Annotated in this window: 8 protein-coding genes and 1 pseudogene; 6 read left to right on the top strand and 3 right to left on the bottom strand. The window is 46.7% G+C overall.

The genetic code is table 11. The features are described from left to right. Window positions 1-11 precede the first annotated feature (11 nt). From ACOOGA_RS02095 to ACOOGA_RS02070, 6 genes are all read left to right on the top strand, one after another. Window positions 12-2,270, top strand: a complete 2,259-nt coding sequence (locus tag ACOOGA_RS02095) for a copper-transporting P-type ATPase (protein ID WP_420429373.1) — start codon at window positions 12-14, stop codon at window positions 2,268-2,270. 77 nt (window positions 2,271-2,347) lie between these two features. Then, window positions 2,348-2,674 (top strand): hypothetical protein, encoded by a 327-nt coding sequence (locus tag ACOOGA_RS02090; RefSeq protein ID WP_420429371.1) that lies wholly within the window; start codon window positions 2,348-2,350, stop codon window positions 2,672-2,674. Between the two features lie 110 nt (window positions 2,675-2,784). Further along, window positions 2,785-4,038 (top strand): TolC family protein, encoded by a 1,254-nt coding sequence (locus ACOOGA_RS02085; protein ID WP_420429369.1) that lies wholly within the window; start codon window positions 2,785-2,787, stop codon window positions 4,036-4,038. Window positions 4,039-4,069: 31 nt separating this feature from the next. Beyond that, window positions 4,070-5,185: an efflux RND transporter periplasmic adaptor subunit gene (locus ACOOGA_RS02080; protein ID WP_420429367.1), complete on the top strand. Its 1,116-nt coding sequence runs from the start codon at window positions 4,070-4,072 to the stop codon at window positions 5,183-5,185. 29 nt (window positions 5,186-5,214) lie between these two features. Beyond that, window positions 5,215-8,391, top strand: a complete 3,177-nt coding sequence (locus ACOOGA_RS02075) for an efflux RND transporter permease subunit (RefSeq protein ID WP_420430603.1) — start codon at window positions 5,215-5,217, stop codon at window positions 8,389-8,391. After that, window positions 8,381-9,280, top strand: coding sequence for a cation diffusion facilitator family transporter (locus ACOOGA_RS02070; RefSeq protein ID WP_420429365.1), 900 nt, complete (start codon window positions 8,381-8,383; stop codon window positions 9,278-9,280). The genes ACOOGA_RS02075 and ACOOGA_RS02070 overlap by 11 nt, the downstream gene beginning before the upstream one ends. A gap of 17 nt (window positions 9,281-9,297) precedes the next feature. Here ACOOGA_RS02070 and ACOOGA_RS02065 read toward each other — a convergent pair. The 3 genes and pseudogenes from ACOOGA_RS02065 to ACOOGA_RS02055 all read right to left on the bottom strand — a co-directional run. Further along, window positions 9,298-9,399 (bottom strand): annotated as a pseudogene (locus tag ACOOGA_RS02065) (site-specific integrase); the annotation flags it as partial. Window positions 9,400-9,403: 4 nt separating this feature from the next. Continuing rightward, a complete protein-coding gene (locus tag ACOOGA_RS02060) occupies window positions 9,404-10,525 on the bottom strand; it encodes a Fic family protein (protein WP_420429363.1) in 1,122 nt (373 codons plus the stop codon). Window positions 10,526-10,834: 309 nt separating this feature from the next. Next, window positions 10,835-11,956, bottom strand: coding sequence for a tyrosine-type recombinase/integrase (locus ACOOGA_RS02055; RefSeq protein WP_420429361.1), 1,122 nt, complete (start codon window positions 11,954-11,956; stop codon window positions 10,835-10,837). Window positions 11,957-12,542 lie beyond the last annotated feature (586 nt).

Here is a 12,542-nt window from a genome sequence, read left to right as displayed (position 1 = left end):
GACATAGAGCAATGAATAATAAAGATAACAACACGCGTTCACACAACCATTCTTGCTGTATGCATGAAGAGCACCATAAGCACCATCATACAAGCAAGGGTGCACCTCAAAAAGGCGGGAAATATGATAAAGTACCAGAGGGCTACACTGGAACGGTTTATACATGTCCTATGCACCCGGAAGTCCGTTTACCAGGGCCTGGCTCATGCCCTTTATGTGGCATGGGGCTTGAACCTGAAACTGTAACGGCAGTTGATGAGGGGCCTAATCCAGAACTTGTTGATTTTAATAAGCGCTTTTGGGTGGGCGTACTGTTGACCGTTCCATTGCTTGTACTATCAATGTCGCCCATTTTTGGCTTCTACCAAATTCGGGATTTTCTTGGTGAACGCACAGCTCTTTGGCTGGAACTCATTCTCGGAACACCTGTGACCCTTTGGTCTGGCTGGCCTTTCTTTGTGCGAGGGGTGAACTCTTTACGTTCAATGAACTTGAATATGTTCAGCCTGATTGCGATGGGGACGGGTGCTGCCTACCTTTTCAGTGTTACGGCTGTTCTGGTGCCAGAAATATTCCCTGCGGGGTTTCGCAATGCAGACGGACATGTAGGTGTATATTTTGAAGCTGCAGCAGTGATTGTAACCTTGGTGTTGCTGGGGCAGGTTATGGAGCTCCGAGCCCGTGAGCGCACTGGCTCGGCTATAAAGGCCCTGCTTGATATGGCAGCAAAAACAGCACGCATTATTCATGATGACGGTAGCGAAGAAGAAATTCTCCTGGAAGATGTCGAAGTTGGCGACAAATTGCGTGTACGCCCCGGTGACAAGGTACCGGTCGATGGTACAGTGCTTGAAGGTCGCTCTTCAGTAGATGAGTCAATGATTTCAGGAGAACCCGTGCCGGTCGAAAAAGTTGCTGGTGACGGTGTAACCGGTGCTACCATTAACGGAACTGGTAGTTTGGTTATTAAGGCAACACGGGTTGGCTCAGATACAATGCTGTCCCAAATTGTGGAAATGGTAGCTAATGCACAAAGATCGCGTGCGCCCATTCAGAAATATGCCGATATGGTTGCTGGGTACTTTGTCCCTGTAGTTATTCTGATTGCCATTGTTTCCTTTTTGTCTTGGGCAATCTGGGGGCCTGAACCTTCTCTCTCATATGGTCTTGTCTCAGCGGTTGCTGTTCTAATAATAGCGTGTCCATGTGCTTTGGGCTTGGCTACACCTATGTCTATCATGACGGCGACAGGGCGCGGTGCCCAAGCAGGTGTTTTGATTAAAAATGCCGAGGCCTTGGAGCGCTTTGAAAAGGTCGACACGCTTATTGTCGATAAGACAGGAACGCTGACCGAGGGCAAGCCCAAACTGGTTGCTGTACTTCCTGAAGATGGCCATGAGGAAGACGAAGTTCTTCGCCTTGCGGCATCGCTGGAACGTGGTTCAGAACATCCACTCGCAGAAGCCATTGTTCGAGGTGCAGAAGAGCGCGACGTAAAGATGGTTGATGCGACTGACTTTGAGGCCATTACCGGTAAGGGCGTAAAAGGCATCGTTAATGGTCATAATGTCGCGCTAGGCAACAGTAAATTGGTTGCTGATATGGGGCTTAATGGTGGATCATTGTCTGAAACGGCAAATGCCCGCCGCGATGAGGGTGAGACAGTCATGTTTGTTATTCTCGATAATAATATCGCTGGGCTTGTTAGTGTAGCTGACCCCGTGAAGGAAACTACGCCCAAGGCATTAGAAGAGCTCCATCAACTGGGTTTCAGAATTATTATGGCCACTGGCGATAACGAGCGTACGGCCAAGGCCGTTGCTGCGCGTTTGGGTATTGACGAAATCCGTGCCGATGTTCTGCCTGAGGATAAAGCCAATATCATTAAGGAACTTCAAAAACAGGGGCATAAAGTTGCCATGGCAGGGGACGGTGTAAATGATGCTCCCGCCTTAGCCCAGGCTGACGTGGGTATCGCCATGGGAACAGGTGCTGATGTGGCCATTGAAAGCGCGGGTTTTACACTTGTTAAGGGTGACCTTGACGGTATTGTTCGCGCCCGCCGCTTGGTGCGAGCAACCATGCGAAACATACGCCAGAACCTCTTTTTTGCGCTTGCCTACAATACGGCAGGGGTGCCTGTTGCTGCAGGTGTTCTGTTTCCATTTTTTGGTATCTTAATTAGCCCCATGTTCGCCGCTTTTGCCATGAGTGCATCATCAATTTCGGTGGTTCTGAATGCTTTGCGTTTGCGGAAGGAGAGCATTTAAAAAATAACTTGTATAATCTGCTATTCGCCCCCATCATATAATCGATGAAAAAAATATTGCACATACTTATTTCTGTTATGATCGTGTCTGGAGGGGTTTTATCTTCTGCAGATGCTCATTCTATTGATGAGTTGAGCAATACACAAAACCTTTCGGTATCGGTTCATCATGATGTAGATACTGTGCCTAATAATGGTGAAGACTCTTCAAAAGACAATTACGGTGGCAACCATGAGGCTACGCATTGTGGTCATGGATGTGCACACTCTCATATGCTTGGTCAAGTAACGGTAAATTCTCTCATGAGTGTTTCAGGGATTGATAAGCGTTATTCGCTTGATAGCGATGTACTCATAACCGATGTTGTTTTTGGCCTCAAGCGCCCCCCTCGTATTTTCGCCTAAGGGCAAAATGCGTCTTTAATTCCTAAATTTACATAGACTTTTGCCCGGATTCGTTTGCCAGCAATCACTTGCTGACGTTTAACCACGTTAACCGAGCAAAAGGCTAATTTATGAAAAATATAATATTTACCTTACTATTAAGCACGTCTCTACTTCTCCTACCTGTTGAGGGCTTTGCACAAGATGATGCTGACGAATTGCGTCATGTGTTTGTAACGGCGCTCGAACGCAACCCTGATATTCAGGCTGCACTTGCTTCAGTGAATATAGCAAAAGGAAACCTTTTACAGGCAAGATTAAGACCAAACCCCGAAGCAACCGTAGAGATGGAAAATTTTGGTGGCAATGACCAGTTTTCTGGTACAGGCATGGCTGAAGTCACCTACGGGATTGAACAGGAGCTAGAAATTGGGGGCAAGCGTCGTTACCGTCGAGAGGTCGCCAATTATGAGCTTCAAATCACTCAGGAACAAACGATAGCTGATATCTTAGGCATACTGGCAAACATTCACCAAGCTTATGCCGAACTAAATATTGCGCATCAAAGGCTTAATCTGGCAGAAAAACGACTTGAACTGGCCAATAAAACGCATTTGGCAGTCAAGGGGCGTGTAAAGGCTGCCGCTGCATCTGATATTCAACACACTAAGGTTGATATTGAGCAACAAGCTGCTGAAATAGAGAAAACAGCTGCTTTAGAGATTTTTGAATCATCTAAAGCTCGGTTTGAACGCCTACTTTCTGGGAATGTGGATGAGCTAGGCTTTGAGTATAAGCCCTTATTGACAGTTATAGACTTGCCAGAAAAAGAAGACCTGCTGGCTGCAATACAGGAATCCCCTCTAGCACTTATTGCGGGTCTAAAAAGGCTTCAGTCTAAGAGCAGAATTGATCTAGCCCGGGCAAACGCAATTCCCAACCCTCGGCTGGGTTTAGGCGTTCGTCGGTTTAACGAAACAAACAGTAACGCATTGATTGCGAGTATTTCTATACCATTGCCATTCTTTAATCGTAACCAGGGAAATATTGCTTCTGAACGTGCTAAAAGCTTTAAAGCTGAATATGAAGCAGAGGCGGCTATCCTGTCATTAAAAGAATCGGCTGAATTGATTTATGCACAAATTCTGGCCGCGTCAAATGCAGTCAAACGTTATCAGGATGAAATTATTCCAAGCGCTCTTAGAGCCTATAACCAAGCTTCTGAAGGGTATGGGTTAGGACGGTTCTCATTCTTGGAATTGTTGGATGCTCAGCGCACTCTTTATGAAATGCAAGAAGCTCATTTGAATAGTCTTCTGCAATTTCACCAAGCCCAGGCGCAAGTTGATTTTCTTATGAGCGCTCATGCTGAGCTCATTCAATAAACAATTTCTTTAAAATAGGAGAGACCCAAGAATGAAATATTATTTATTACTAGCCGCAATATTTGGTTGGTTGATGACGCCCATCATAACTGTATCTGCACACGCAGCGGATGCTTATCCGGAAACTGTTGAAAAGCACGATGAAGCCGAAGACCATGCGCATGCTGATGGGGATGAGCATAACGAACATGGTGAGGAAACTGATAATCATGAGGACCATGGTCATGATGCCCATCAAGAACAAGATGATCACGATGGTCATGGGCATGGCTCGACAAAACCTGAGGAAGGTCATGAAGAAGGTGAAGATGAACATGGAGAACATGAGGAAGGTAAAGCTGAAATAGCGCCTGAATCTGTTCAGCCCATGGGCATTGTTATTAATACAGCTGCTCCAGCTATGGTAAGCCAGACAATACCGCTAACAGGTCGTATTACTCTGAATCAAAATACGAGAGCAGATGTTCGTGCTCGTTTTGAAGGGATCGTGCGGAGCGTTAATGTTAATTTGGGAGAGCGCGTTGAAAAAGGGCAAGTTCTGGCGGTTGTTGAATCGAATGAAAGTCTTCAGGATTACAATGTTAAAGCACCAATCAACGGCGTTGTTCTGGAGCGCAATACCAATATCGGCGATGTTGCTAATGGTGATGTGCTTTTTGTGATTGCAGACCTTTCTAACGTATGGGCCAAATTTCATGTATTCCCCCGTGATGCCGATTATGTCGAGAGCGGGCAACGTGTTTCTATTCATACGCTCGAAGGGGATAAAACCGCTATGGGCAAAATCGATATGTTGTTTCCTACGGCCGATGAATTAACCCAAACGCAAATTGCAATTATTGTTCTGCCTAATCCAGAACGAATATGGAAGCCTGGCATGACCATAGAGGGTGATGTGCGTGTTGCTGAAACTGAAGCGCAAATAGCCGTGAAAGCGAGCGCCTTGCAAAAAATGGAAGAACTGGGTGATGTAGTTTTCGTCAAGGAAGGGAACTCATTTATCCCCCGGCCAGTGAAAACAGGTCGCAAAAATGACGGTTACGTTGAAATTATTCAGGGGCTTAAAGTTGGTGAGGCTTATGTTTCTGACGGAAGTTTTATCGTCAAGTCAGATATTTTGAAAGCCACCGCAGCGCATTCTCATTAAAAATGAATAATAATGAAGAGAAAATTTCCATGTTAGAAAATATTGTTTCCCTATCTATACGCCATCGTTGGTTGGTGATGATTGTTGTGCTGTGCTTATGCGCTCTTGGCATTTACAATTTTAATCGTCTTCCGATTGATGCTGTTCCTGATATTACGAATGTGCAAGTGCAAATTAATACTGAGGCAGCAGGATATTCGCCGTTAGAAGTCGAGCAGCGTATCACATTCCCGATTGAAACGGTCTTGGCGGGTATCCCTAAACTTGACCATACTCGCTCATTGTCTCGTTATGGCCTATCGCAAGTAACGGTCATTTTTGAAGATGGCACAGATATTTATTTTGCACGTCAACTTATCAGTGAAAAACTTCAGCAAATAAAAAGTGAAGTGCCAGAAGGAATAGAGCCAATCATGGGGCCTGTCTCAACAGGTCTTGGGGAAATTTTCTTCTATACAGTTGAAGCTGGAGAAGGTGCAAAAAAGGAAGACGGATCAGCTTACACTCCGATGGATTTATTAACCATACAGGAATGGATCATTGTACCGCAGCTTCGTAACTTAAAAGGCGTGGTTGAGGTCAATACGATTGGTGGGTATGAACAACAATTCCATGTGACACCTTATCCCGAACGGTTGCTTAGCTATGACTTGACAATTCATGATGTTTTACAAGCTCTTGAGAAGAACAACGATAACGTCGGCGCGGGTTATATCGAACGCAACGGAGAGCAATATCTAGTTCGTATTCCAGGTCAGGTTGAGAGCATTGAAGATATAAATAAGATCATTCTTGCAAAGCGTGATGAGGTCACTATCCGTATTGGCGATGTTGCCGATGTTAAACTAGGTTCACCTTTACGAACAGGTGCTGCAACTGAGAACGGACGTGAAGTTGTGCTTGGTACGGCCATGATGCTGATGGGAGAAAACTCACAAGATGTGGCCCAACGGGTTGGAAAAAAACTTGAAGAAATTGCTTCCAGCCTGCCTGAAGGCGTCGTGACGAATGCAGTTTATGACAGAACAACATTGGTAGAGCGTACAATTAAAACAGTCGAGAAGAACCTTGTTGAAGGCGCTTTGCTCGTTATTGTTATTCTTTTCCTGCTTTTGGGTAATCTAAGAGCTGCTTTGATTACAGCGGCGGTTATTCCGATCTCTATGCTGATGACAATTACAGGCATGGTCGAAAACAAGGTATCTGGTAATTTGATGAGCCTTGGCGCGCTGGATTTTGGTCTGATTGTTGATGGCGCGGTTATCATAATGGAGAACTGTATTCGTCGTTTCGGCATGGCACAGCACCAGTTAGGGCGCTTGCTCAGCAAGGAAGAACGCTTTGATCTAGCGGCAAAAGCCACAGCAGAAGTTATCAAGCCCAGTATTTTTGGCGTGATTATTATTACGGTTGTTTATTTGCCGATCTTTGCCCTGACGGGTGTTGAAGGTAAGATGTTCCACCCGATGGCTTTAACGGTTGTGATGGCATTGCTTTCCGCTTTGGTATTATCACTCACTTTTGTGCCTGCAGCAGTTGCTACATTTATCACTGGCAAAGTTGATGAAAAGGAAGGTCGCATTATCGGAGGTGCTAAAAAAGGGTATGAGCCCTTGCTAAGATTTACGCTTCGTCGGCCTTTACCTGTTATTAGTTTTGCTGTTGCTTTAGTCGTTGTCAGCTTGTTTGGGGCCACAAGGATGGGGGCAGAGTTTGTTCCCTCGCTTGATGAGGGAGACATTGCCATACAGGCTCTTCGCGCGCCTGGTACATCATTGACTCAATCTGTAGAGATGCAGTTTAAACTTGAAGAGGAGGTCATGAAATTTCCTGAAGTGCGAACAATTATTGCGCGTATCGGGACAGCAGAAGTTGCCACAGATGCAATGCCACCAAATATCGCTGATATTTATGTTTTGCTTAAGCCTCGTGATGAATGGCCAAATCCTGATAAGTTAAAAGCCGATTTGATTGAGGAAATGGAAATTGCGCTTGAGAAAGTGCCGGGCAGTGCCTATGAATTCTCTCAACCCATCGAACTCCGCTTTAATGAATTGATATCGGGTGTAAGGAGTGATCTAGCCGTAAAGATTTATGGCGATGATATGGATCAGCTTTTAGCTTCCGCGCAAGATATTGAAAAAGTTTTGCGTTCAGTTTCTGGAGCAGCAGACGTCAAGGTTGAACAAGTTACAGGTCTTCCCACGCTCAGCGTCGTTCCTGACCGTAAACGTCTAGAGCGTTATGGATTAAATGTGGCCGATGTCCAAGAAGTGGTGGAAGTTGCCATGGGTGGTCGTGAAGCTGGTGTTCTTTATGAGGGCGATAGACGCTTTGACATTGTTGTGCGCTTGCCGGAACATTTACGCAGTGACATTGAAACATTGGAAAGGCTGCCTGTGCCGTTACCCCTTGCCGAAATGGAGGGAGCTGATAGCAGGCCAGATTATGTTCCACTTAAAGAAGTTGCCGACCTAAACATTGCTTTTGGCCCTGCACAGATCAGCCGAGAAAACGCCAAACGTCGTATTACTGTAACAGCAAATGTTAGAGAGCGAGACCTTGGTAGCTTTGTAGCTGAACTTCAGGAGGCAGTAAAAACTCAAGTAAGCCTTCCTTCTGGTTATTGGGTTGAATATGGGGGGACGTTTGAGCAGCTTATCTCGGCTAAAACAAGACTGATGATTGTTGTTCCTATTGCACTAGCCCTGATTTTCGGCCTGCTATTTATGGCGTTTAACTCTGCGCGTGCCGCACTGGTGATTTTCTCTGGCGTGCCATTGGCTTTAACAGGTGGTATAGCGGCTTTGATGCTTCGCGATATTCCGCTGTCAATTTCTGCAGGGGTTGGTTTTATTGCCCTGTCTGGTGTGGCAGTCTTGAATGGCGTGGTGATGATTTCCTTCATCCGTGATTTGCAGGCCAAAGGTAGAGCACTTGATGAAGCGATTATTGAAGGCGCTTTGACGCGTCTGAGACCTGTTCTGATGACAGCACTTGTGGCCTCTCTTGGGTTCGTCCCGATGGCCTTTAATGTCGGCGCAGGCTCAGAAGTGCAAAGGCCACTGGCGACTGTTGTCATCGGTGGGATTATATCCTCAACCATCCTGACATTGTTGGTTTTGCCAGCTCTGTATAAGTTCTTCCCAGGGAAGAATTTTCTGAAAAACCGTAGAAAGAAAAAAGAGGCGCGGTATGGGGCATAATCATCACCATAGCGACCCCTCTCAAATAGGCGAGCGCCGCCTTTGGTGGGCGGTGCTTGCCAATATCCTTTTAACATTTGCTCAAATTATCGGTGGGGCTGTATCAGGCAGTTTGTCACTAATTGCTGATGCACTGCATAATTTCAGTGATGCCGCCTCGCTTCTTATTGCGCTGGTTGCGATACGCATAGGCCGTAAACCACCCGATCAGTTCAAAACATTCGGCTATAAGCGTGCGGAAACCGTGGCAGCGCTCATCAATTTAACTACGCTTATCATCATAGGCTTGTATCTATGCTATGAAGCGATCATGCGCTTTATCACGCCGGAGCCGGTGGCGGGATGGATGGTCGTTATCGTCGCCGGAATTGCATTAGCCGTTGATGTTTTTACCGCACTGCTCACTTATAGCCAGTCCAAAACCAGTATGAATATCAAGGCGGCTTTTCTGCACAACGTAACAGATGCTCTCGCATCGGTTGGTGTGATTATTGCCGGGACGCTTATCTTGCTTTATGGTTGGGTTTGGACAGATGCAGCCATGACTTTACTGATATCAGTGTATGTTCTTTACCAAGGCTTCACCGAAACTCCCAAAGTTATTCACCTCCTTATGGAAGGGGCACCAAAAGGCCTGAATATGCAGAATGTGACTTCAGTCATGGAAGCTGTTGAGGGTGTATTAAATGTTCATCATGTGCATGTGTGGCAGCTTGATGAACATCGTAATGCTTTAGAAGCTCACGTAGTGTTGGAAAAAGAGGCTGACATGGATGCGCTGAAAAAATGCCTTAAAAAACTGCTTCAAGATAAATTTGAGATAGAACATTCGACACTCGAATTTGAAAATAACATATGTAGTTCTCATTCTGACCTCAGGAATGTTTAGTACGCCCTGTTTTTTTGTCATTTAGGTTTGAAAATCTTGCTGTTCATCTTTTCGACCACATCACGGGTATGATCCTCAGACAGGTGAGAGTAGCGTTTCACCATTTGAAGGGTATTGTGGTAATCAGGGCTGGAGTTGGTCTGGTTCGATCAGTCTGTAGCTGGTGCTTCGGCCACCACCGGGATTTTGAAGCAGAATGCCAGTTTCAAGCAGCTCTCGAATGTCGCGTAAGGCAGTGTCGGTCGAGCACTTGGCGAGCCTGGCATATTTTGATGTGTTCAGATGGCCTTGCCAGCCATCTTCCAGCATCCGGTTGATGACCAGCCGCTGCCGTTCGTTCACGGGATTGTGGTTGGCCTTGTCCCACAGCTTGGCCTTATAGAGGACCGCTTCAAGCGTTTCTTCGGCTCTGTCAAAGGCCCGGCCCAAGCAGTTCAAAAACCAGTTCAGCCAGGGCGTTATATCGAGCCCACCTCGCTGCTGCGCTTCAAGCTGATCATAGTAATCTTTTCGTTCCGTCTCGATCTGGGCGGACATGCTGTAAAAGCGACCCTTGCTTTTGTCAGCACGCGCAAGTGACATATCTGCGATTGCGCGCGCAATACGGCCATTCCCATCTTCAAACGGGTGGATCGTGACAAACCAGAAATGGGCGATTCCAGCCCGGAGAACGGGGTCGGTCGAAGAAGGTGTGTTGAACCATTCCAGAAACTTTGCCATTTCAGTTGGCAGCCTATTGGCATCGGGGGCTTCAAAATGGACCTTTTCCCGCCCATAAGGGCCTGAAACCACCTGCATGGCACCGGCACTCGATGGTCGCCAGCCACCTACGGTAATTTTCTGCATGCCGCTGCGGCCAGTAGGGAAAAGAGCTGCGTGCCAACCGAAAAGTCGGTTGCTGGTCAATGGTTCTGAAAAGTTCTGAGTGGCATCAAGCATCATTTCCACGATGCCTTCCACATTTCGGCTTGATGAGACGAGGCCACCCACATCAAGGCCAAGGTGGCGGGCAATAGACGAACGGACTTCGTCAGGGTTTAGGTCTTCACCCTCAATCGCTGATGATTTAACAACATCGTCGGTCAGGGTCTTGAGGCTTGCTTCCTGCCTTAGAACGAAGCCCAAACCTTGCATCCGGCCAACCAGTTGCCCTTCTCGATAGCGTAAAGCAGCCAATTCTGTGGACAGTTTATCACTGTCCCAGATTAAATTTGGCCAATCTGTGTTCTCATGAATAAAGGGCATATTTGACGCACCTCCTGCGGTGATTATATTATTCATTTACCGCAAACGCAACAATCATCGCAAATTATGCGGTGAATATGGTGCGTATTTGCCGCAAAATGCGTAAAACCGAGGGGGCGGACACGCGTAATATAGCCGTTTTTGGAGATGGCAATCGGGCTATATGCAGAACTGGTTAAGTCCCCTTGTGTTTTTCAATCTGATACGTAGGGCTGTTGCAATCGTCTAATTAGGATTATAGCAACGTCCAATTAGTATTTCATAACCGTCTGATTAGGGTTTATTGAGCGGCAATTCAGGATGGATGGACTAGCTTTTCGGCTTAAAAATCTTGCTGTTCATCTTTTCGACCACATCACGGGTATGATCCTCAGACAGGTGAGAGTAGCGTTTGACCATCTGGAGGGTTTTGTGGCCAAGCACTTCGGCAATCTCAAGCTGGCTAGCACCGTTCATGGCGAGGTAGCTGGCGGCACTGTGGCGCAGATCATGGAAACGGAAATCCACAATGCCAGCTTTATCGCGGGCGTTTTCCCAAGCCTTACGAATATCAATAGGTTGTTTCCCGTCGGTACGCGGGAAAATGAAGTCTGAGCCATTTTCCATGTTCGCTACATAGTCCTTGCGCCAGTCTAGGTGATCCAGCAGCACATCTTTCAAATAACCGACAATCGGCACCTTGCGGGTTTCGCGGTTTTTGGTTTCGCGCAGAATGGCCACCTGGCGGTCAAGGTCCAGGTCTTTGAGCTTCAGCTTTAAAATCTCATTCTTTCGTGCGCCGGTGGATAAGGCAAAGACCACCACAGCGTATAGCTGAGGGTTCGGGCTGGCCTTGCAGGCGGCAAGTAAGGCCTGGCGTTCATCATCATCCAGAAAGCGCACACGCTCTTTATTGGCCTTGGTAATGCGGCCAACACCCTGCATGGGGTTCGCAGCACCCAACCAACCCCACTTTTGGGCATGGTTCAGCAGGATTTCCAGATTGTCACGATAGTGCTTCACGGTTTTGGGTGACTTGGGCTTGTTTGGCTTTTGCCCTTCTTCAAGCAGCTCGCGCTGGTCGCCAGCATTTTTAAGCTCGGCAACCTTCTTGCTGATAATCTCATGAGTGAGGAAGGAGAGGGCATAACTGCCCAGTTCCCGTTCCCAGTGGTTCAGATAGGTATTTTCCACCCGTTGGCTTGACGGGGCCTTATGGGGCAGCACATCTTCACGATATTTATTGATAACGTCGGCCAGGGTTTGTTTTTTGGCCTGCGTTGAAACATTGCGGAACTCGCCATCGGCAATTTGCGTTTCGATACGTTTGGCCCATGTTTGGGCATCGGTCAGGCGTTTGAATGTTTTGGCTTGGACAGGATAGCCATGCACCCGAACACGGGCGCGGTAGCTCACGCCTTTTTTGCCAACACGTTTATCAATAACTGCCAAACTTCCATCCTCATATGTTTTGAATATGATCGCACTCTATCACATATGAAGGTCGTCACAAACATTTTTGGACCAAATTTGGACCACTAAACCATAAAAAATGGCAATAAATGACAATAAGCCACAGTAAGGTGTGTTTTATAAATATATGAAAAACAACAATAAATAAGTATGTGAATTATTGTGAGTTATAGTTACCTTAAATCTCATAACCTGAAGGTCGTAGGTTCAAATCCTACTCCCGCAACCAATGAAACAAAGGTCCACCCTCGGGTGGGCCTTTTGTTTTATATGGTAGGTGGAGCGGGTGAATGCACATACCGGTTCGGACGGAAACATGTTGCAAAACAACATGTTGGAGACAACACAAGAGCGCAGCTCGAAGTGGTAAATCCTACTCCCGCAACCAATGAAACAAAGGTCCACCCTCGGGTGGGCCTTTTGTTTTATATGGTAGGTGAAGCCGGTGAATGAATACACCGGTTCGGGCGGAAACACGTTGAAAAACAACGTGTTGGAGACAACGGAGCAAGCGAAGCGGCGACGGTAAATCCTGCTCACAAAACCATTAAAAAGGCAGTAACCT

The organism is Kordiimonas sp., from assembly GCF_965216265.1.
Classification (GTDB): Bacteria; Pseudomonadota; Alphaproteobacteria; order Sphingomonadales; family Kordiimonadaceae; genus Kordiimonas.
This window is presented reverse-complemented; position numbering and strand designations above follow the sequence as displayed.

Coding starts and splice junctions, on each gene's coding strand:
- ACOOGA_RS02095 (WP_420429373.1), top strand. CDS start 12: ATGAATAATAAAGATAACAACACGCGTTCACACAACCATTCTTGCTGT.
- ACOOGA_RS02090 (WP_420429371.1), top strand. CDS start 2,348: ATGATCGTGTCTGGAGGGGTTTTATCTTCTGCAGATGCTCATTCTATT.
- ACOOGA_RS02085 (WP_420429369.1), top strand. CDS start 2,785: ATGAAAAATATAATATTTACCTTACTATTAAGCACGTCTCTACTTCTC.
- ACOOGA_RS02080 (WP_420429367.1), top strand. CDS start 4,070: ATGAAATATTATTTATTACTAGCCGCAATATTTGGTTGGTTGATGACG.
- ACOOGA_RS02075 (WP_420430603.1), top strand. CDS start 5,215: ATGTTAGAAAATATTGTTTCCCTATCTATACGCCATCGTTGGTTGGTG.
- ACOOGA_RS02070 (WP_420429365.1), top strand. CDS start 8,381: ATGGGGCATAATCATCACCATAGCGACCCCTCTCAAATAGGCGAGCGC.
- ACOOGA_RS02060 (WP_420429363.1), bottom strand. CDS start 10,525: ATGCCCTTTATTCATGAGAACACAGATTGGCCAAATTTAATCTGGGAC.